Source organism: Billgrantia aerodenitrificans, assembly GCF_021404405.1.
In the GTDB taxonomy this organism is placed as follows: Bacteria; Pseudomonadota; Gammaproteobacteria; order Pseudomonadales; family Halomonadaceae; genus Halomonas; species Halomonas aerodenitrificans.
Genome location: NZ_JABFTV010000014.1, coordinates 22,054 through 43,243, shown reverse-complemented (window position 1 = coordinate 43,243; position 21,190 = coordinate 22,054). Strand labels below are relative to the sequence as shown.

18 protein-coding genes and 1 pseudogene are annotated in these 21,190 nt (G+C 57.4%); 10 read left to right on the top strand and 9 right to left on the bottom strand.

Annotation, left to right across the window (positions count from 1 at the left end; translation table 11 throughout):
* Positions 1 to 7 precede the first annotated feature (7 nt).
* The 5 genes and pseudogenes from HOP59_RS21365 to HOP59_RS21345 form a co-directional block, all read right to left on the bottom strand.
* Positions 8 to 757 carry a YdcF family protein gene (locus HOP59_RS21365; protein WP_234255536.1) on the bottom strand — a complete coding sequence of 250 codons (750 nt, stop codon included), beginning with the start codon at positions 755 to 757 and terminating at the stop codon, positions 8 to 10.
* A gap of 4 nt (positions 758 to 761) precedes the next feature.
* Positions 762 to 1,823, bottom strand: a complete 1,062-nt coding sequence (locus tag HOP59_RS21360; RefSeq protein WP_010628849.1) for a hypothetical protein — start codon at positions 1,821 to 1,823, stop codon at positions 762 to 764.
* Between the two features lie 161 nt (positions 1,824 to 1,984).
* Positions 1,985 to 2,308 (bottom strand): annotated as a pseudogene (locus HOP59_RS21355) (endonuclease III); the annotation flags it as partial.
* 49 nt (positions 2,309 to 2,357) lie between these two features.
* Positions 2,358 to 2,921: a GlxA family transcriptional regulator gene (locus HOP59_RS21350; RefSeq protein ID WP_234255535.1), complete on the bottom strand. Its 564-nt coding sequence runs from the start codon at positions 2,919 to 2,921 to the stop codon at positions 2,358 to 2,360.
* Between the two features lie 116 nt (positions 2,922 to 3,037).
* Complete coding sequence (locus tag HOP59_RS21345) at positions 3,038 to 3,394, bottom strand: type 1 glutamine amidotransferase family protein (protein WP_234255534.1); 357 nt, start codon at positions 3,392 to 3,394, stop codon at positions 3,038 to 3,040.
* A gap of 678 nt (positions 3,395 to 4,072) precedes the next feature.
* Between HOP59_RS21345 and HOP59_RS21340 the strand changes: the two genes are divergently transcribed.
* The 6 genes from HOP59_RS21340 to HOP59_RS21315 all read left to right on the top strand — a co-directional run bounded on the left by HOP59_RS21340 (position 4,073) and on the right by HOP59_RS21315 (position 10,065).
* Entirely contained in the window at positions 4,073 to 5,098 is a 1,026-nt protein-coding gene (locus HOP59_RS21340; RefSeq protein WP_234255533.1) for a TRAP transporter substrate-binding protein, read from the top strand.
* Complete coding sequence (locus tag HOP59_RS21335) at positions 5,098 to 5,610, top strand: TRAP transporter small permease (protein WP_234255532.1); 513 nt, start codon at positions 5,098 to 5,100, stop codon at positions 5,608 to 5,610. The genes HOP59_RS21340 and HOP59_RS21335 overlap by 1 nt, the downstream gene beginning before the upstream one ends.
* Before the next feature lie 26 nt (positions 5,611 to 5,636).
* A complete protein-coding gene (locus HOP59_RS21330) occupies positions 5,637 to 6,941 on the top strand; it encodes a TRAP transporter large permease (protein WP_234255531.1) in 1,305 nt (434 codons plus the stop codon).
* Between the two features lie 198 nt (positions 6,942 to 7,139).
* Positions 7,140 to 8,213 (top strand): TRAP transporter substrate-binding protein DctP, encoded by a 1,074-nt coding sequence (dctP, locus tag HOP59_RS21325; protein ID WP_234255530.1) that lies wholly within the window; start codon positions 7,140 to 7,142, stop codon positions 8,211 to 8,213.
* Between the two features lie 62 nt (positions 8,214 to 8,275).
* A complete protein-coding gene (locus HOP59_RS21320) occupies positions 8,276 to 8,779 on the top strand; it encodes a TRAP transporter small permease (protein ID WP_234255529.1) in 504 nt (167 codons plus the stop codon).
* On the top strand, positions 8,779 to 10,065 hold the full coding sequence (locus HOP59_RS21315) for a TRAP transporter large permease (protein ID WP_234255528.1): 1,287 nt from the start codon (positions 8,779 to 8,781) through the stop codon (positions 10,063 to 10,065). The genes HOP59_RS21320 and HOP59_RS21315 overlap by 1 nt, the downstream gene beginning before the upstream one ends.
* Before the next feature lie 410 nt (positions 10,066 to 10,475).
* Here the strand turns inward: HOP59_RS21315 and nth are convergent, their stop codons facing one another.
* The 4 genes from nth to metG all read right to left on the bottom strand — a co-directional run bounded on the left by nth (position 10,476) and on the right by metG (position 15,882).
* Positions 10,476 to 11,114 (bottom strand): endonuclease III, encoded by a 639-nt coding sequence (gene nth / locus HOP59_RS21310; RefSeq protein WP_010628848.1) that lies wholly within the window; start codon positions 11,112 to 11,114, stop codon positions 10,476 to 10,478.
* Between the two features lie 28 nt (positions 11,115 to 11,142).
* Positions 11,143 to 11,925, bottom strand: a complete 783-nt coding sequence (locus HOP59_RS21305) for an RnfABCDGE type electron transport complex subunit B (RefSeq protein WP_234255527.1) — start codon at positions 11,923 to 11,925, stop codon at positions 11,143 to 11,145.
* A 139-nt stretch (positions 11,926 to 12,064) separates the two neighbouring features.
* Complete coding sequence (locus HOP59_RS21300; RefSeq protein ID WP_234255526.1) at positions 12,065 to 13,651, bottom strand: sensor domain-containing diguanylate cyclase; 1,587 nt, start codon at positions 13,649 to 13,651, stop codon at positions 12,065 to 12,067.
* A gap of 188 nt (positions 13,652 to 13,839) precedes the next feature.
* Positions 13,840 to 15,882 carry a methionine--tRNA ligase gene (gene metG / locus HOP59_RS21295; RefSeq protein WP_234255525.1) on the bottom strand — a complete coding sequence of 681 codons (2,043 nt, stop codon included), beginning with the start codon at positions 15,880 to 15,882 and terminating at the stop codon, positions 13,840 to 13,842.
* 232 nt (positions 15,883 to 16,114) lie between these two features.
* On the opposite strand from metG, the gene HOP59_RS21290 reads away from it, so the two are divergent.
* The 4 genes from HOP59_RS21290 (at position 16,115) to HOP59_RS21275 (ending at position 21,183) form a co-directional block, all read left to right on the top strand.
* The gene (locus HOP59_RS21290; RefSeq protein WP_010628844.1) at positions 16,115 to 16,387 is read left to right on the top strand and encodes a hypothetical protein; all 273 of its coding nucleotides are present in this window, start codon (positions 16,115 to 16,117) and stop codon (positions 16,385 to 16,387) included.
* Between the two features lie 326 nt (positions 16,388 to 16,713).
* Complete coding sequence (locus tag HOP59_RS21285) at positions 16,714 to 17,859, top strand: alpha/beta hydrolase family protein (protein WP_234255524.1); 1,146 nt, start codon at positions 16,714 to 16,716, stop codon at positions 17,857 to 17,859.
* Positions 17,860 to 17,936: 77 nt separating this feature from the next.
* A complete protein-coding gene (gene mepA, locus HOP59_RS21280; RefSeq protein ID WP_234255523.1) occupies positions 17,937 to 18,740 on the top strand; it encodes a penicillin-insensitive murein endopeptidase in 804 nt (267 codons plus the stop codon).
* A 40-nt stretch (positions 18,741 to 18,780) separates the two neighbouring features.
* Positions 18,781 to 21,183: a DNA polymerase II gene (locus HOP59_RS21275; protein ID WP_234255522.1), complete on the top strand. Its 2,403-nt coding sequence runs from the start codon at positions 18,781 to 18,783 to the stop codon at positions 21,181 to 21,183.
* Positions 21,184 to 21,190: the final 7 nt, after the last annotated feature.

Genomic DNA, 21,190 nt, shown 5'->3' with positions numbered 1-21,190 from the left:
AGGGCCCTCAGCGCCGCAGCAGCTGCCTGCGCACTGCCTGTTCGCCGCGCCCCAGCCACTCGTGCAGCGCCCGGGTACTCTGATTGAGGTGGTAGGCTCGGGGCAGCCAGGCGACAAGCCCCTCGGGCGGGGGGCTGGTGAACTCGGTGGGCGCCGGTACTACGCTCAGGTCCTGGGCCTCGAACTCCGCCACGGCACGCGGCAAGTGCCAGGCCTGTGAGACCAGCGCCACCCGGGCGATGCCATCGGCGCGCAGCATCTCGGCGCTCAAGCGCGCATTCTCGGCGGTGTTGCGGCTGGCGCCCTCCAGCCAGCGCACAGGCACATCGAACACGTCGCGCAGGGCGGCTGCCATCAGGCTCGCTTCGGCACTGTGTTCGCCATGCACGCGACCGCCACTGACCAGAATTGGCAGTTCGCTCTGGCGGTGCAGATGGGCGCCGTAAGCCAGGCGGCGCCAGGTGGGGTTGGCCGGTGCATCGCCCCAGCCGAATTCGGGGGCCTCATAGTCGCGCCCACCGCCCAGAATGACGATGGCCTCGGCAGTCTCCAACTGGCTTGGCGAAGGCGGCGAGTAGGGCTCGAGCCCCTGACGCAGAGCGTGACTGGCCATGGGCGTGGCCAGCAGCAGCAGGCTGGCCAGCCCCAGCGTGACCAGCAGAGCGCCAGATAAGCGCCGGATGCCGAGCGCGAGGCCCAGCAGGATGAGCAGCGCGTTGAGCGTCGGGGGCAGCAGTAGAATCTTGAGCTCGCTCATGCGATCACGCCTGTGTCAGGAGTTCCAGTCGGCGGCTAGGCCAATGCACCACCGCGGTTCGCGACAGCATGCTGGCGGCCAGCCGCGGATGTTCCCGGGAAATGACCCGAGCGGCGAACTCCGACAGGAAGCGCGACTTTAGCTCGGCGCGGGCGCGATCCACGCCGATCGCCTCGTAGGGCGTCGAAGCCAGCAGCAGGAAGCCATCGTCGGGGATGCGTCCGGCCTTCATGTTGGCATCGATGATGGCGGCAGCCGTCGCGATGGGTTCGGAAAGGTCGGGGCTGTAGGGGCCGACGATCAGAGCGGTATTGGGCAGGTGCAGGAAGTCGAACCCACGCCCGATGCAGATGACCCACTCGCGATGTTCGATATCCAGCTCGCGGGCGGTACCGCGCAGGGAGTCGACGTGCTGCAGGTTGCCCTGCAGCAGCGGCAGCAGGTCGCGGCGGATGTCGCCGGGCATGTCTGGGCACACCTGGGCCACGCGCTGGTCGAGTTCGGCGCCTTCGGCAAGCGACAACTCGCCGATGTCGAGGGTGGCGCCATCGCTGCCGTGGACGATGAGAGAGTCGGTATCGGTCTCGAAGCCGCACACCAGCGGGTAGACGTTGCGATGATCGCGACCGAAGACCTGCTCGGCCTGACGGCGTATCTCGTTGGCGTGAGCCAGGGCGGCCTCGGCGTCACAGGCGAAGCCGGCACAGCCGCGAGCAAGATCGCCACGAGAGAAGTGATAGCTGATGATCAGCAGCACACCGTTGCCGCCATGAATGGCCGCGTGCACGGCATCGGTGAGCATCTCGCCGAGATAGGGCCAGCCCAGGTGGAAGATCCCCCCCAGGTTGCGGAAGGGGGTGATGATGCCCAACGGAGTGCGGGTGGCATGGGGCAGATGTATCCGTCCATCCATGCACTTCATGGCCAGAATCCGTGTGGGGTGCTTGGCCAGATAGCGCTCGCGGGCCAGCCATGCCGAGGGGCTGCAAAAGGTATCGGCATGCTCGCGAGAAAGGGCAAGCAGTGCCTCGATGCGCTCACCGATGGGGCGGTCGTGTAGTGGCATGGGTCGGCCCGGCTTATTGTTTTATTGTCGTTTCCGCTTCATCGTCCCTGACTGTGCCAAATTATGCAAAACCCTCATTCGTCTAAGGCGGAGGGCTACCGCGCAACGCAGCGGTTCGCACGCGTAGGAATTTTTGCAGTGTTTCCCGAATGTGACGACACTCAAATATCCACCTTCTCTTTATACTCGCACAGATCCTCGATCACGCAGCTGCCGCAGCGTGGGCGGCGGGCCACGCAGGTGTAGCGCCCGTGCAGGATCAGCCAGTGGTGGGCGTCGTGCAGAAACTCCTTGGGCACATGGCGCAGCAGCTTCTGTTCGACATCGACCACGTTCTTGCCCGGGGCGATACGGGTGCGGTTGGACACCCGGAAAATGTGCGTATCCACCGCCATGGTGGGTTGTCCGAAGGCGGTATTGAGGATTACGTTGGCCGTCTTGCGCCCCACGCCGGGGAGCGCCTCGAGGTCGGCGCGGGTGCTGGGGGCCGCAGTGTGTTTGGCAACGCATCAATGTTTCTTGGGTTGTCAGTTATTAGTTAATAAAGTCGCCGCGATAATTTTTTCTAAAATGGCTGGCGGATATGTTAAATAGTTGATGAAAACAGCGACGAAAATGAGCGATGTTGTTGAAGCCCGTTGCAATAGCGATATCCGTGATCGACTTGTTGGTCAGTTGTAGTAGCTGTCGTGCATGTGTTAGGCGTAGTTCGAGATAATAACGTGAAGGGCTGGTCTTGATGTGGGTTGTAAAAATCCGTTCAAGCTGGCGTCTGGAAATATTTGAATAAGAAGCTATTTCTTCAATGCTGAGAGGTTCCTCAATGTTTCTTCCCATTAGTTCTAATGACGTTTTTAAAGCTTGGGGCAGTGTGGGGTCATAGTCTATATTTTCAGTTGAAATGTCGAGTGTTTCTCGTTTCTTGTCGCAGCTCAAGACTTCTTCTATGGAGCTAACAAGCTCATCGCCTAGCTCATCCTTTATCATCATTAACATCATATCCAAGGAGCTGCTTGCCCCTGCGCAGCTAATGCGATTACGGTCTTTGATATAGTTGCGGTTAGAAATTGTAACGTTTGGAAATTCCTCGGTCATCATGGCTCGTCCATCCGGATGGTAGGCGCACTCATATCCATTAAGGAGACCTGCCTCAGCTAGGAAGTAGGTACCATTCCATAGGCCACCAAGTGTTACACCAGCAGAGCTTGCAGATTTTATTTTTTTCTCAATAACGGATAAGCCTGTAGTTTGACTCTATAACCACCACATAATAGCATGGTGTCTAAACTCTTTTCATCCAGTGTTGAGAGCTGTATATCTACTGATATTTCTATCCCTAGATCGCTAATAACAGTCTGGGTGTTGCCGACTACTATTACTTCAAAAGCTGTTGGTGGTTTCATTAGATTGGCTGTTACAAGGGCGTCTACGGCTCCTGTGAAAGCCATCATTGAAAAGTTTTCAAACAAGACAAAAGCAATGCGCTTTGATTTTCTTTCTTCGTGGTTGACGATGCTCTTGATGTATGCTGCGTTTTTGCATTTTAAGGGGCTTTCAAAATTAGAGTTCATAGATTATCCCTTGATCTAAGATGGTTTATAAGCTTAGTTTTCATCTGGCTGATCGGGTGTAAGTTTTTAATTTGATTTTGGAGGTTGTGGAACAACGGAAAAGCATGAAAAAGAATAAGTGGATGAAAATAATTAAGCTTTCCTTTGTCCGTGGCAATTAATGCTCTCCTTGCATGATCTATAACATGTTTTTATTCTCGCGTAAAGTGGTCCGACAGCTCTCTCCCTATGACCAGTGAGTTCAAGATGCGGCAGCCGATTCCAGGAAACACCACGGCAATGATCTAGTCGCCGGAGATCACGCACCAAGCCATTAACGACTTGCACGCAGGGTGGTCTGGCCTGTTCGTAGCGTTGGTATTCAAGCGCCCTCCTCGTGGCCACAGATAGGCAGCATAGTCCATCTCGTCGAGTACCAGCTCCTTGGGGAATTAGCTTCTAAGCTGGTGATCCATGTGCTTTCCTGCCGTGAGCGTACCAGGGTGCTGACCAGTCGGTATAAGTTTGTGAACAATACGCGGTTGCAGAACCGGAGCCTGAGTTCACTTATGTGGCTATGGCATGAGTTAATTTAGGAAAGTCGGCTATACGAAGCCATGGCGGCGACCAATGGCGCAAATTATGTCAAAAATGTCGCAAAATGTGACGTTTTGATGTCGGGTAAAGAACATTATGGTGATGTCTGTCTTTTTATTAAAAGTGAGTAAGAATATGAAAATAAATAAAAGAGCTTTGATTTGTTCAGCTTTCCTTGGCGCTGGCTTGATATCTTCGCAGGCATTTTCTCAAACTGTGAGAATGGATTTTTCCAATGAGTACAATGCCAACTCCATTCACGCTCAGGGTGATGCTTATTTTATCGAAAGAGTCAAAGAGCTGAGTGGTGGGAGCATAAATATTACCTTGCATACAGGGGGGGCGCTGGGATTTAACTCAGGCGATCATTTCTACGCTGTAGCCGATGGAGCAGTAGAAATCGCTGATACTCTCTCAGGTACCATGAGTGGCATTGACCCGATTTTTCTGTTGTCATCCTTGCCATTTGTAGTAAACGGAGTTGACGAGGCGCGTCGTCTATACGAAATTGCCAAGCCTTATTATGAAGCGATATTCGAGGAAAGCGATCAGATTTTGCTGTATGCTTCTCCTTGGCCACCAAGTGGTGTCTGGTCGAAAACTGCTATTGATAGTCAAACAGATCTTCGTAATCTTAGAATTCGCACTTTTGATAGAAATGGTACGGAAACTTTCCGAAACGTGGGAGCCTCACCAGTCAGTTTGTCTTGGGGAGACGTGGTGCCCCAGCTCGCGACCGGGGGGATTTCTGCCGTGCTGACCTCGGCTGAGGCTGGTGCAAATGCCAGTTTTTGGGAGCATCAGAATTATTTTTCAGCTATTCAGTATGCCATTCCTCTAAATATGGTGCATATGAATAAAGACTCGTTCGAGAGGCTGAGTGACGATGAGCAAGCAGCCATCATGGAAGCGGCAAGACTAACCGACACCCATAACTGGGCGGCAGTCGAAACGCGAACTGAAGAGAATTATCAAGTCCTCAGTGAATACCAGGTTACCCTCAACGATCCGGTCTCTGATGAACTTATTGAAGCCTTGTCCGAAGCGGCTGCGAGTGTCGTCGAGAACTGGCTAGAGTCTACCGGGGAAAGAGGTATGACTATTCTCAGCCAGTTTCGAGGTGAGTAATGACCTTGCTACTCATAGCTGAGCGTATATCCAGACTCATGAATCGTATTGGAGCAATCGTTGCCATTTTGTTGATCCTTTATATGTTGGGCCACATTCTTCTGGAGATCTTTCTGAGAATGTTTGGTGGGTCGACCTTCATAATGGATGAGTATATTGGTTATGCGGTAGCAGTTATGACATTCATGGGCTTACCTTACGTCTTGGAGAAAGGGGGGCTAATTCGGGTCTCCCTGCTTCTCGAACGCATCCCCGAAAAACATCATTGGCCATTAGAGTTCTTTAGTAGTGCTATCACTGCTGCATGCTTTATCTGGATGTCTCTTTTCTGGTTTCGGAATGTCCAGAGAAGTTATACCCGAGGAATTATAAGTGATACCTTGGCTGAAACGCCTATTTGGATACCCGAAGGGGCAGTTTTATTGGGTATGTGGCTAATTGCCTTGACGCTAGTCCTGCGTGCACTGAAGGTTTTGGCATATCGCCAAGAGTATCTCGTCAAGAAACAATAAACTATAAACATAGTAGGGAAAGCTTCATGGATATACTCTGGATTGCAGTCGGCGTGGCTGTACTACTACTGTTTTTCTTGTCGATGGGTACTTGGATATTCGCCTCCATGCTGGCCGTCGCCATCAGCTCCTTGTGGTTGTTGGGTGATTTCAATCCGGAGCGCATTGGCCTGATTTTTTCCCGTATTCTCTATCGTGCCAGTAATAGCTGGGAGCTTTCCGCGATTCCTTTGTTTATCCTGATGGGGGAGCTGATTTTTCGATCTAATCTGTCAGAGCGTCTTTTTAAGGGTTTGGTTCCGCTCACCAGTCGCTTCCCGGGTGGAATACTACATACCAACGTGCTGGGCTGTACCTTATTTGCAGCCGTTAGTGGTTCCAGCGCAGCAACAACCGCAACTATAGGTAAAATCACCACCCAAGAGCTTAAGGCGCGCGGCTATAACCGTGATCTCTCTATTGGCTCTTTGGCAGGTGCTGGTAGCTTAGGTTTGTTGATTCCCCCTTCTATTGTCATGATTGTCTATGGCGTTCAGGCTGAAGTTTCAATTAGCCAACTATTCATGGCCGGAGTAGTACCGGGTTTGCTGATTGCGTCTCTGTACGCTGGCTACATCATGGTACGTTCAGCTTTGAACCCTGGACTAGCCCCTCAACAGAAAATTCCCAGCCAGACGATGCTCCAGTCCATCCTGCTGCTGGCACCAATTCTGCTATTAATCTCCATTGTCATCGGTTCTATTTATACCGGTATTGCGACACCTTCCGAAGCTGCAGCGGTTGGTGTAGCTGCTACGCTAGTTCTGCTGGTCGTCGAGCGGCAGCTTTCCATCAATCTGCTGGTTCACGCTTTTCGTGGGACACTAATCACTACCATCATGGTCTGTAGTCTTCTTGTGACAGCGATGCTGCTTTCAACTGCCATGGGATATCTCCACCTGCCGCGTGAGCTAGCTGAGTGGATCGCAAGTCTGGATCTTAGTCCGATGATGTTGCTGGCCGTTCTGGCGCTTTTTTACATTCTCTTAGGTCTGTTTCTTGATGGAATCTCTATCACGGTTATGAGCTTGCCGATCACCTTACCTATTGTGCTTCTTGCAGGTTTTGATCCCATTTGGTTTGGCATTTTCCTAATCATTATGATTGAATTAGGCATGATAACACCTCCAGTTGGCTTTAACCTCTTTGTATTACAGAGCCTGACAGGTGAAAGCATAAGTCGGGTTGCTTGGTCGGCTCTTCCATTTTTCCTGCTAATGTGCGTAGCCGCCATCCTTATTAGTATCTGGCCGGAAATTGTGCTTTGGCTGCCAAATTCTTTGTCGAGGTAGCTGGTGTGTGTTTTATTGCTTTCTCTTAGCATGGTTGTGATAGGCCTGATGGGTAGGGGACTACGGATAATTCACTGTCAAGTAGTTGTCTTTGTCGCAATTGGAGTCGAAGATGTCGCAAAACATGCCGCGCGGGCATGTTTTGCAGATCACTATGATAATGCAGCTCTTATTACTATAGCGAAAGAGGGAAGAAACATGAAAACTAATACAAGAAAAGATGGATTGAAGCTGGCTACAATTGCGGTTATGTTTGGCCTTGGTGCAACAATGGGCATAGCGCAAGCAAGTTCTATTACTTTGAACTTTCATAGCGGTCTCGCCCAGTCGCGCCCCGAAGCCGAGCATCTTGACCGCTTTGCTCAGTTAGTAGAAGAAAAGTCCGGTGGCGAGTTGAAAATTCGGGTCAGCCATGCTGGTGCATTAGGCTTGAGAGAAGCAGACATCTTGCGGACATTACAGCGTGGTATGGTGGATATGGCGCTGTTGTATGGTGAATACTATACTCGTGATGCACCTGCACTTGCGTCAGTCTATGCGCAAGGGGCTATAACTGAAGCAGAGCAGCATCTAGAAATTTTGCCAGTTATAAAAGAACTTTATGATGACGGATTTAGTAAGTGGGGTATTCATACTGTTGGTGGAGTGATTGCCCCCATATTTGATGTTGGTCTACATTGCAAAGATCCTGTCAATTCGTTGGAGGATTTGCAAGGAAAAAAAGTGCGCGTCTGGTCTCGGCATCTTGTGGATACGTTTGATCAACTGGGTGTGTCTGCACAAGTCATCCCGCAGAATGATATGTACATGGCCCTCCAAACGGGTGTAGTAGACTGTGCATATTACCTTTCTACAGTAGCCAAGACAGTTTCTCTCCATGAGGTTACTAAATATGAGTCTTACCTGCATCCCTGGGCAGCTGCTCCCTGGATCTTTGGTATTAGTGAAAGGGCGCTTGGTCGGCTCAATGATGCTCAGCGGCATGCTCTTGAGGAGGCGGGCCAAGAGGTTTGGGAAACGACTCTAGAGCTTGCGGTGAGTCCCGAGCGTGAAGCGCAAGCCCGCGAAGAGCGCGAAGCATTGGGAATCACTATCCTTCCGGCATTTTCTGAGGAAGATGTAGCCATTTTTGTTGCTGCGGCATGGAACGCTTGGGAATCTATGGCTAAACAGGCAGGCGAAGATGGAGAGCGTTATTATAACACCGTAACTCATGCGCTTGATGATATTTTAGATATTTCAAAGCTTGAAATTTCTGAACATTCCGATTAATAACAGACTGGGGCTGTCATCTGTTGGTGGCCCCTTTTTGTTTGTGCATTGGTGATGGAAATATGCGCAAAATAAGTATTCTTGTTGAGAGAGCGGCATACGGCGCCTTTCTAGTAGGTGTGTCCAGCGGCGTGGTGATGACAATGCTCATATTCATCAGCACTTTGATGCGTTATTTGGGTGGGCGGCCTTTGCGATTTTCCGATGAGTTGGCAGGTTTGCTGTTTCTGACACTCACTTTTCTATGTCTTCCACACGTGCTAGATAAGGGACGGCACATTCGCATTGAAATATTGATGAAAGTGGTGTCAGCACCAGTGGCAAGGATAATGGATGCCGTTGGTGCTATGACTCTCATTGTCTTCTGTATAGCATTTGCTTATGAGGCCCTCGACTTCGTTGAATTCGCCAAGTCTATAAGCTCGCGAGCTGATATTAGTGGTATTTTATTGTGGCCGTGGATGGCAGTCATGCCCTTTTCGATGTTGATGTGCATTTTGGTACAATTCAGGCATGGTGTACATCAGCCTGCTCCGAATAGGTCAATTGAAGAGGATGTGATCTGATGAGTTGGCTATTGCTTAGCGGGAGCCTAATTCTTCTACTGTCAAGTGGGGCAATACTAGGCGCGGCATTAGGCTTGACTGGAATGCTGCTTTTACATTTCCAAGCGCACGGCGCGACTCCACTTGCTATAACAGCCTCTTGGAATATGCTGACTGATTTCACGCTTAGCGCTGTGCCATTGTTTATTTTCCTAGGCGAAATCTTGTTGGCAAGTGGTATCTCTAAGCGCGTCTATAATGGACTTACGCCTCTGTTTTCACGGGTTCCAGGACAGTTGCTTCACACTAATATTGCAGTCTGTACCTTGTTTGGCGCTGTAAGTGGTTCCAGCACTTCTACGGCCGCTGCAATAGGTTCGGTAGGTTATCCCGAGCTAAAACGACGTGGATATAAACCTAGCATGGTTGTGGGGACTTTAGCTGGCGGGGGAACATTGGGGCTTTTAATTCCCCCGAGTCTCGCATTGATCATCTATGGTGCTACGCAAAATGTTTCAATTGGAAAATTGTTCCTTGCAGGAATACTTCCAGGTATCATGATTGCCTTTGCGTTTTCATTGTGGATAATTGTTCGTTCAAAATTTGGCGATTCTGTGACGCCGATAGCGAAAGATAGAATGGACTGGAGTGAAGTACGGCGAGGGTTGCTGGAAATTTGGCCGCTACCAATTCTTATTTTCTTCGTCTTGGGTACCATCTATCTGGGTATTGCTACTCCCACTGAGGCTGCAGCCTTGGGGGGTGTTGCCAGCGTTGCTCTGGGAATGACATGGGGGGACTTGAATTTTCCCCGACTATGGCAAGCGTTCAAACATGCCTCTATAATGTTTGCCACTATAGGTATGATTCTGATCGGCACAGTGATTCTATCTCAAGCAGTCAGTCTGTTGGGTATACCGAGAGCCGCCGTGGAGGCAATTAGCGGATTTGGTCTCGGGCCTTATGGTATCTTGCTGCTGATAATAGTGGTTTATATCGTCCTGGGTTGCTTCTTTGATGGGATATCCCTGTTGCTGATGACGTTGCCTATTACCTTCCCTATGGTGATAAGCTTGGGTTTTGATCCTATCTGGTTTGGTATTATCGTAACCCTTCTGATCGAGATAGGGATGATCACTCCTCCAGTTGGGCTCAATCTTTTTGTCATCTCTTCAATATCGAATAATGATGTCGATCTGACATCTGCTGCCAAGGCTTCTCTACCTTACTGGCTGATTCTGCTGGGATCTGTGGCGGTTTTCACAGCTTTCCCAGGCATGATTCTATGGATAACGCAACTGATGTAAGTGTCTAACCAACGATCAGAGCTATAGAAACACATTGATAACAACTGGCCGCGCCTATGTAATATGTTGCAAGGCGCGGATCTCTATTGGTCAATTGTTACTAATCGTGATTGCGAGGTAGTTGAATAGGATCAGCTGCTAGCTCGGTCTGTGCACCATAATCGGTCTCTAGATCATGCGCTTGGCCAGCCTGTGAGCGATTCAGCTCTCGAAAGCAGCTAGGAAGCTCGATTCAGCTTGCTCTGGACATGGCCGCCATCCATTTGCCTCAATGCTGCGTGGTCGCCAGCAGCACACCATTTTTCGTGGATGCGCCACGCCTGCATGATAGCGGATCGGAAAGGTCCGGCTATAGGGACTGACGAACAGTGTAGTGTGGGACAGATGCAGAAAGTGAAGCAGCCCCACGCTCAGCCGATATCCACCTTCTCCTTGTACTCGCACAGATCCTCGATTACGCAGCTGCCGCAGCGTGGGCGGCGGGCCACGCAGGTGTAGCGCCCGTGCAGGATCAGCCAGTGGTGGGCGTCGTGCAGAAACTCCTTGGGCACATGGCGCAGCAGCTTCTGTTCGACCTCGACCACGTTCTTGCCCGGGGCGATACGGGTGCGGTTGGACACCCGGAAAATGTGCGTATCCACCGCCATGGTGGGTTGTCCGAAGGCGGTATTGAGGATTACGTTGGCCGTCTTGCGCCCCACGCCGGGGAGCGCCTCGAGGTCGGCGCGGGTGTCGGGTACCTCACCGCCGTGCCGCTCGACCAGGATCCGGCAGGTCTTCATCAGGTTTTCGGCCTTGGTGTTGTACAGGCCGATGGTCTTGATGTGCTCCTTGAGCGCATCGAGGCCGAGATCGAGAATCGCCTGGGGCGTGTTGGCCACCGGAAACAGCCGTGCGGTGGCCTTGTTGACCCCCACGTCGGTGGCCTGGGCGGAGAGCAGTACGGCCGTGAGCAGCTCGAAGGGAGTGCTCCAGTCCAGCTCCGTGGTGGGGTTGGGGTTGTGCTCGCGCAGGCGGGAGAAGATCTCGTAACGTTTCTGGGCGTTCATTGGGATAACCGGTTCGTGACGGCAGGGTTCATTGTGGCGATTGCGATGCCAGGGCGGCACGCGCCTCCTCGAGCAGCGCGTTGGCTCGTTCGAGCTGTGACTCGGCCAGACGGCAGGCCACCCGGTCATCGCGCCGCTGGGCGCTCTCGAACTGCATGCGAGCCCTGCGCACCGCCTGCTCGGCCGCCTTGACCGCCATTTGCCGCTGGCGATGCTGAGGCGTCGTGCTCGCAGTGCCACGTGAGCTTTGCGATTCACGGCGGATCATGCGCCGCTGCCGCTCCAAGCGCTTCTCCCGCTCCAACCGTGCCAGCCGTTGCCGGCGGGCGTCATGACGCCTGCGACCCAGCGCTGCGCGATGTGCCAGGTAGGCCTCGCGCTCGGCTTCGTCGCTGGCCGCCTGCCACTCGGGATGCGGTACCAGATCGATGCAGTCGACCGGGCAGGGCGCAACGCATAGTTCGCAGCCGGTACACTCCGTCGCGATCACGCTGTGCATGCGCTTGCTGGCGCCAAGAATGGCGTCCACCGGACACGCCTGAATGCACTTGGTACAGCCGATGCACTCCGCTTCGCGAATCACGGCGGCCTGCGGTAGCTGGGCCGGCTGATCGAGGGGGGGCGGAGCACGACCGGTCAGCTCGGCCAGCCGAACGACGGTAGCCTCGCCTCCGGGCGGGCAGCGGTTGATCGCCTCGCCCTGGGCAATGGCCTCGGCGTAGGGAAGGCAGCCCGGATGCCCGCACTTGCCGCACTGGGTCTGGGGCAGTAGGGCATCGATGGCCTCGATCAGCGTTGCGTCGCGGGTCACGTGCACTCCTGTTGGGCACCGGTGAATCCAGGAGACGTATTATACACGCCTCGGATTGCCGCCGGGCACGGCGCTCCGCGTTGCAACGTGGGGTGAGGGCGGCCTTGTCATCGGCAACCTCTGGCCTGGAGGCGTCGCGTCAAGGTTCGATGGCAGTGGTCAGGTCGGTGCACTCGAAGGCTGCAACCCGGTTGCGTCCGTTGGCTTTGGCCTGATATAGGGCCTGGTCGGCGGCGCGCATGATATCGCCCGGTTCCATCGTGTTTGTATGCTGAACGGCAATACCGATGCTGACGGTCACGTGGCGACTGGTGGGCGAGGTTTCGTGGTCGAGTCCCAGCGCCTCGATCGCTTCGAGTAGCTCACGGGCAAGCTGTAGTGCATCTTCCTGCGAGGTGTGCGGCAGCAGCACGCTGAACTCTTCACCGCCGGTGCGAGCGACCAGAAACCCCTGCGGTTTTAGCTGTGCTTCCATGTGTTGGGCCAACGTGACCAGGCAGACATCCCCCGCCTGATGGCCGTAATGATCGTTGTAAAGCTTGAAATGATCGATGTCGATCATCATAGCGGCATGGTGCTCAGAGGCGCGGCTGTCGTTGAGTACTTCGGTCAGACGCTGGTCGAACAGCCTCCGGTTGGCGACCCCGGTCAGAGGGTCGTGCAGGGTCAGGTCACGCAACTGGTCGGATTGCTGGCGCTGATGCTCTAGTAAATGGCGAAATTCACGTGAAAGCATGCCGATCTCGTCCTGCCGGCACAGCAGAGTCGCAGGCATGGCGGGGGGCACCGTTTCCTGGTGAAGGCGCTGAGTGAAGGTAGCCAGTTGGCGTAGCGGGGTGAGCACCATGCGCTCGAGCAACCACAGTACGATGAGCAGCGTAGCGATCAGCACGCCACTGGTCCAATAAAGGGCAAAGCGGAAGGTCTCCAGGCTGGCCTGATAGCGTTGGCGCGGCAGCGAGGCATCGATACGCACAGCGTGGCTCGAGGGCAAGGCCGGTATGAGACGACTTGCCGTCATCTGGGTGGGTGAGGTGCGCTCGAGAATCTGCTCGGAGCCTGCCTGAACCGGCACGCGACTCAATTCCAGCTCGACGCCGGTGGTGTCGCGCAGTTGCTCGATCCAGGGCTCGCTGAGCGGGCGTACCATGGCCAACCAGCCGCCGGCGAGGGACTCCTGCCGGCTCTGATGAATCGGTGATAGGCCGCCTAAGGCGAGCGCCGAGGCGGCCAGCAGCGAGGTACGGGTGGTATCGTCCTGGGACTGTTCCGTGTAGCGACCGAGGAAAGCCACGGCGGTGCTGGCCCAATCGCAGGGTGGCATCATGCCTGGGCAGGAGGTGAACTCACCTTGAGCATCGTAACCCACTATCCAGTAGGGTTCGCTGTCGGCATCGAGGAAGATCATCATCTCGAGATCGAGGGTCTCGAGAGTTGACTCGTAGAGGTTGGAATCGACGTACTGCGGCCGCTCACCCTGGATGAAATCGTAAGTGTCGTCCCAGTGTGCCCAGTCTTCCACCAGCCGCCGCATGTGATTGAGTTCGGCGCCCAGCGCACGTTCGATCCGGTCGAGCTCGGCGTCGGCGTATGCCTCTTCGTCTTCCAGTAGGATCGGCATGATCTGAAAGCGCGCAATGGTGACGAGAGCAAGCAACGCCAGGCACAACACTGCGGCGAGAGACAGAAGAAAGCGATTTCGCAGTGAGCCTTTGAGAGCCGTCATCAAGCCTGCCTGTGTTCTGTGCCGCTGGTATGGCCATAAATGGCAGCGGTACTCTGTAGGTAATTTCTTACATCACTATCGGCTTCGGACGACAAATCTTGAGAAAAATTAGCCTTGCAATGCGGTTGAAAGCACGGCTCGCCGGTATGCTTTCAACCGCTTCGACTACTTTTTAACCGTATGCGGCCTTACCGGACGCGCTGGCCGGGCTCGGCACCGGAATCCGGCGAGAGCAGGTAGATGCCGTCGTCGTTGCCTGCTGCCAGTACCATGCCTTCCGACATGCCGAAGCGCATCTTGCGCGGAGCCAGGTTGGCGACCATGACCGTCAGGCGGCCTTCCAGGGCTTCCGGCGAGTAGGCGGAGCGAATGCCGGCAAAGACATTGCGTGTTTCGCCGCCCAGGTCCAGCGTCAGCTGCAGCAGTTTGTCGGCCCCCTCGACATAGTCGGCCTTGGCGATCCGGGCGATGCGCAGATCGACCTTGGCGAAATCGTCGAAGGCGATCTCGTCAGCAATGGGATCTTCGGCCAGCGGCCCCTTGGCCGCCTCCTTGAGTTTCTGTTCTTCCACCAGGTCCTCCTTCGATGCCTCGATCATGGCATCGATCTTGTCCCGCTCGACGCGGGTCATCAACGGCTTGAACTTGGCGATCTCATGTCCCAGCAATACCTCATGGCGGCTCGCCCAGTTGAGGGATGGCAGCCTGAGGAACTCGCGCGCCTGCTCGGCCATGGTCGGCACCACCGGGGCCAGATAGACCATCAGCTGGCGGAACAGGTTGATGCCCACCGAGCAGATCTCCAGCACTTCCTGCTCGCGCCCTTCCTGCTTGGCCAGTACCCACGGTTCCTTGTCGGCAATGTAGGTGTTGGCCTCGTCGGCCAGCTCCATGATCTTGCGCACCGCCCGACCGAACTCGCGGGCCTCGAAGTCTTCGGCAATGGCGTCGCCGGCGGCGATGAAGCGTGCCACCAGCTCCGGTTCGGCGCAGTGGGAGGAGAGCCGGCCGTCGCCCAGCTTCTTGACGAACCCGGCGCAGCGGCTGGCGATGTTGACCACCTTGCCCACCAGGTCGGCATTCACCCGGGCGGCGAAGTCGTCCAGGTTGAGATCCAGGTCGTCGACCCGCGAGGTGAGCTTGGCGGCGAAGTAGTAGCGCAGGTACTCGGGGTTCAGGTGCTCGGCGTATGTCGCGGCCTTGATGAAGGTACCGCGAGACTTCGACATCTTGGCTCCGTTGACGGTGACGAAGCCGTGGCAGTTCACCGCCGTGGGCGTGCGGAAGTCGGCGCCGTGAAGCATGGCAGGCCAGAACAGCGCGTGGAAATAGACGATGTCCTTGCCGATGAAGTGATAGACCTCGGCTTCGGAGTCCTTCTTCCAGTAGGTGTCGAAGTCGAGGCCGGTACGGTCGCACAGGTTCTTGAAGCTGGCCAGGTAGCCTATCGGCGCATCGAGCCAGACATAGAAGTACTTGCCCGGTGCATCGGGGATCTCGAAGCCGAAGTAGGGGGCGTCGCGGGAGATGTCCCACTCGTTGAGCCCCGACTCGAACCACTCCTGCAGCTTGTTGCCGATCTGCGTCTGCACGTGGCCGCCGCGGGTCCACTGCTTGAGGAAGTCGGCAAAGTCGGGAAGCTTGAAGAAGTAATGGGTCGAGCTGCGCACCTCGGGCGTGGCGCCGGAGATGGCCGATACCGGATCGATCAGCTCCGCCGGCGTGTAAGTGGCACCGCACGCTTCGCAGTTGTCGCCGTACTGGTCGGCGGTCTTGCACTTGGGACAGGTGCCCTTGATGAAGCGGTCGGCCAGGAACAGGCCCTTCACCGGATCGTACATCTGCTCGATGTCGCGGGTGGCAATGTGACCGCGGTCGCGCAGGCGGGTGTAGATCAGCTCGCTGAAGTAGCGGTTCTCTTCGGAATGGGTCGAATGATAGTTGTCGAAGGCCACGCCGAAGGTGGCGAAATCGGCCTGATGCTCAGTCGAGACACGTTCGATCAGCGCCTCGGAGCTGATCCCCTCCTGCTCCGCACGCAGCATGATCGCAGTGCCATGGGCATCGTCGGCGCACACGTAGTGGCACTCGTTGCCGAGACTCTTCTGGAAACGCACCCAGATATCGGTCTGGATGTACTCCAGCAGATGGCCGAGGTGGATCGAGCCGTTGGCGTAGGGCAGGGCACTGGTGACCAGGATCTTGCGCGGGGCGCTTGCGTTGTTCGACATATCGGCTCGGATATTCCCAGAAAAAACAGACCCTCGATTGTAGCTGTCTTCCTATCTCGCTGCATCTGCTGAGGCCCGGGATTGGCCTGCCACGGGTCGCTTGGGGTATCATGAATGGTATCCACCGCTGTTGGGCCAATGGATGGGCCGCTGCGGCAGGACTCAACGCATGCCCGTTACGCATCATCCAAAAAACGAACGTATGACGTTTCACTTTCGTGAGGATGATACGATGAAACTGCGACTTTCCGCTCTGCCCCTGTTTCTTGTAGCCACTTTGCTGGTGGGCTGCGGCACCAATGCCGTGGCGCCGCGCTATACCAGCGAGAACCCCGACATCATGCGCATCGGCAACGATCGCCCCGCCGACCCGGAACGCCGCGTCGAGGATCTCGGCACCTACTGCGTCGAGGTCACCGAGACCTGGAACTCCCATGGCAGAACGCCTGACGGTCAGACCCTGTGGGCCAAGGACACCCGGCGTGCCGTCGTCCCCTGTGATTGAGAGCGCCCTGCGATTGAGGTGCCCTGCGATTGAGGTGCCCTGCGATTGAGGTGCCCTGCGAATAACAGTCCACCGTGACTGAGTCAGGCCCTGTAACCGGCCCGCGCCAATGGCGCGGGCCGGTTCGTTTCGTCTTGTGTTCGAAGCACGGCCCAAAGATCGCTTTGGCTGCGGCTGGCAGGCCTCGCTCCGACGACTAGACTGAGGGGCACAAGCAAAAGGAACCTGCTGACAGGAGAGCCGCCATGGAACGCATAGGCCATCGTTCACGTCTTCGCACCCGTTTCCCCGTTGAATCCCGCACGTCGGTTTGTGAACCGCGTACCTTGCCAGTCCCGCAACCGCTCACTCGTCGGCGTGTCGGCGGGCTGACGTTGATGACGGGCACCGCCTTGGCCCTTGCTCTGGCCGGCCTGGCGGAAGTCCAGGCACAAGAGCCCGGCTCGGAGAGGCTGATGGGCCAGGAGGCGGAAGCCGAGGAGTCAGGGCTCGAACACCCGAGCGAGTATCTCGTGGTAACCGACTTTCCCGGTGAGCTGACCGACGCCGATCTTGCCACCTGGCAGGAGCACGTACCCGACATTCAGGACGTTGAAATCCCCTCTTCGGCGGACGACTACCAACAGCCGGCATTGTTCTTCGCGCCCGAAGGGGAAGAGGAGCGGCCGCTGCTGATGGTGCTGCACAGCTGGAGCACCGACTACCAGCAGAACATCGATATTCCTCTCGCCGAGTTCGCGGTGGCCAACGACTGGGCGTTCATTCATCCCGACTTCCGCGGTGCCAATGACGGGGAGCCCGAGTCGACGGCTTCCGAGCTGGTCATCTCCGACATGGAAGATGCGCTGGAATATGCCCGGGAGAACGCCAGCGTCGACGAGTCGCGCATCTATCTGCTGGGCTACTCGGGCGGGGCCATGAATGCACTGCACCTGGCCAGCCGCCAGCCCGATACCTTTGCCGGCGTGGCCGCCTGGGTGCCGGTCTACGACCTGATCAGCTGGTATGAGTTTCACGAGGGAAGCGCCGAGGATTACGCCGAGCAGATCGAGGGCGCCTGCGGGGGTGTGCCGGAAGAGGGCAGCGAGGCTCATGACGAGTGCGTCGCGCGCAGCCCCAAGGCCCACGTACCCGATGCGGCAGGCGAGATGCGGGTCGTGATCGCCCACGGTATTCACGATGACATCGTCCCTGTCGATCAGGCGCTGCACGCCTACAACGATCTGGTCGAGGAAGAGGCGCGCCTCTCTCCGGAGCAGATCGAGGCGATCGAGGAGAGCCGGGAAGTGCCGAACGACTTGGCCGAGCGCTCGCTGCATCAGGAGCGCGAGTACCCGCACTTCGATGCCGCCGAGGCTGCGGTGCTGCTGCATCTGCAGTCCGGTCCGACGGAGCTGGTGCTGTTCGATGGCGAGCACGACATGCTGTATCGCCCCGGTCTCGAATGGCTTGCCAAGCAAGAACGTGAATGAGGATATCGCCCACCCAGCAAGGATGAGTCATGCTTTGCAATGTTCTACTTCGACGCCCACGCAGACTGGGCGTCATCTTGTTTGCCTTGGTTACCCACCCCGTTTTCGCAGCCAGCCCACCGGCGGGCAGCGCACCGCCTACCGCACCGGGAGACTGGTCGGAGGTCGAAGCCCCCGTTCCCGGTCCGCCTCGGGTCATCGGGCCTTTCGATGGCGGCTGCATCGCCGGCGCCGAGCGCCTGCCCGAGGAGGGCATCGGCTACCAGGCGGTGGATCTCGAGCGTAACCGCCACTACGGCCACCCCTCGCTTCTCGACTATGTCGAGCGGCTGGGGGAGCGCGTCAATCAGGCCGGGTTTGGACCGATCCTGGTCGGCGACATGGCGCAGCCCCGCGGTGGGCCGATGCCCTATGGACATGTCAGCCACCAGACGGGGCTCGACGTCGACATCTGGTTCCGCCTCGACCTGCCGTTCCTCGAGCGCAGCGAGCGCGAAGACCTCGAGCAGCCGATACTGGTCGATCCGCGCACCAATCGCCTCGATGAACGCTGGACCGACGAGCATGCCGAGTTGATTCGCCTGGCGGCGGACGACCCGCGCGTAGCACGGATCTTCGTCGACTCCGCTGTCAAGCGCGACCTGTGCGAGCGGGAATGGGACGACCGCTCCTGGCTGCGCCTGATTCGCCCCTGGCACTCCCATGACGAACATCTGCATATACGGCTAAGATGCCCACCCGACCAGCCGGAGTGCATCGACCAGCCGCCACCCCCGCCCGGCGACGGCTGCCAGGCGCTTGCGCCGACGCCGCGCCCCGATGTCTATCCCTCGCCGAGTCGTTCGTTGCCGCCTGCGTGCAGGGCGATACTCCAGCAATAGCTGTAACGACAGCCTCTTGCCTGCCCGGTAGAATGGCCGCATGACGGGGAGGCGAGAGGTGGCGGTGGAACGGCAGGGTTTCGTGTTGACGCGGCACTGGCGGGATACACCCGCAGGCTGCGAGGTGAGCTTCTGGCTGGCGACCGATGCCGGCCCCTGCCACGTGCGCCTGCCACCGCAGCCTTCGGTGGCGTTCCTGCCCGCCGCTCGGCGCCAGGAAGCGGAACGCCTGCTGCGCGCCGAGCCCGGCATCGAGCTCAAACCCCTCGAGCTGCGCGATTTTCACCTGCAGCCGGTGGTCGGGCTCTACTGCCGCCAGCAGCGTCAGCTGCAGCAGTGCGAGAGGCGGCTGCGCGAGGGGGGTATCGCACTCCTCGAGGCCGACGTGCGCCCGCCAGAGCGCTATCTCATGGAGCGCTTCATCACCGCTCCGGTACGCTTCAGTGGCGAGCGCGAGGCCGACGGCGTGTGGTCCAGCGCTCAGCTCAGGCCGGCAGAGCACTATCGCCCCCGTCTCAGGCTGGCGTCGCTGGACATCGAGACCAGTGAGCGGGGGGAGCTCTACTCGATTGCGATTGCCTGCGACAAGCAGCGCCAGGTGTTCATGCTCGGCCCGCCCAACGGCCAGAAGGGCGAGGCTGAGCGTGAGCGGGACTTCGCTCTCGAATACTGCGATAGCCGCCAGGCGCTGCTCGAGCGCCTCAACGACTGGTTCGCCGAGCACGACCCCGACGCCATCATCGGCTGGAACCTGGTGCAATTCGACCTGCGTCTGCTGCAGCGTCACGCCGAACGACTGGGCGTGCCACTGCGCCTGGGGCGGGGCGGCGAATCACTCGGCTGGCGCGCGCATGGCAGCAATGCCAATCACTTCTTCGCCTCCGCGGCAGGACGATTGATCATCGACGGCATCGAAGCCTTGCGCCAGGCCACCTGGCAGTTCGCCTCGTTCAGCCTGGAGCACGTCGCCCAGGAGCTGTTGGGCGAGGGCAAGGCCATCGACAACCCCTACCAGCGAATGGACGAGATCAACCGCATGTTCGCCGAGGACAAACCCGCGCTTGCCCGCTACAACCTCAAGGACTGCGAGCTGGTCACGCGGATCTTCGACAAGACCGAGCTGATCGACTTCCTGCTGGAACGGGCCAGCGTCACCGGCCTGCCGGCAGACCGCAGCGGTGGTTCGGTGGCCGCCTTCAGCCACCTTTACCTACCGCGCATGCACCGCCTGGGGTTCGTGGCGCCGAACCTGGCCCAGCCGGGAGAGCGAGAGGGCGACGATAGCCCGGGCGGCTTCGTCATGGACTCCCGGCCGGGGCTCTACGACTCGGTGCTGGTGCTCGACTTCAAGAGTCTTTATCCGTCGATCATTCGTACTTTCCTGGTCGATCCGGTGGGGCTGGTGGCGGGCCTGGAGGAACCTGAGTCGCAAAGTGTGCCGGGCTTTCGCGGCGCGCGTTTCTCGCGTACCTGCCATGCGCTGCCCGAGCTGGTCGCACGCGTGTGGCAGGGACGGGACGCCGCCAAGCGCGAAGGCAACGCGCCGCTGTCACAGGCGCTCAAGATCATCATGAACTCCTTCTACGGCGTGCTCGGTTCACGGGGCTGCCGCTTCTTCGATCCGCGCCTGGCATCGTCGATCACTCTGCGCGGCCACGAGATCATGCGTCGTACGCGCGAGCTGATCGAAGCCGAGGGCTACACGGTGATCTACGGCGATACCGACTCCACCTTCGTCTGGCTGGGTAGCGCCCATGAAGAGCCCGAGGCCCATGCCATCGGTCAGCGTCTCGCGGCACGGGTCAATGGTTGGTGGGAGGCGCATCTGGCGGCGGAGTATGGCCTCACCAGTGCGTTGGAACTGCAATTCGAGACCCACTATCGACGCTTCCTGATGCCCACCATCCGCGGCGCGGAAGAGGGTAGCAAGAAGCGCTATGCAGGACTGGTGCGCGATGCGCAGGGCGCCGAGAGTGTGGTTTTCAAAGGGCTGGAGACGGTGCGGGCCGACTGGACGCCGCTGGCCAAGATCTTCCAGCAGGAGCTCTATCGGCGTATCTTCGTCGGCGAAAGCTATCGCGACTTCGTGCGCGACTACGTGGCCCGCGCCCTGGCCGGTGAGTTCGACGAGCGCCTGGTGTATCGCAAGCGGCTGCGTCGTCGGCTGGATGAATATCGCCGTAACGTACCGCCCCATGTGCGCGCCGCACGCATGGCCGACGCGCTCAACGACCGGCTGGGCCGCCCGCGACAGTACCAGCAGGGCGGCTGGATCCGCTACGTGATCACCGTGGCCGGTCCGGAGCCGCTCGAAGCCCGCCGCTCGACCGTCGACTACGATCACTATCTCTCGCGTCAGCTGCAGCCCGTAGCCGATGCCATACTTCCTTTTCTAGGCGACGATTTCGCCACACTGATCGACCGCCAGCTCGGCCTCTTCTAGCCCAGGA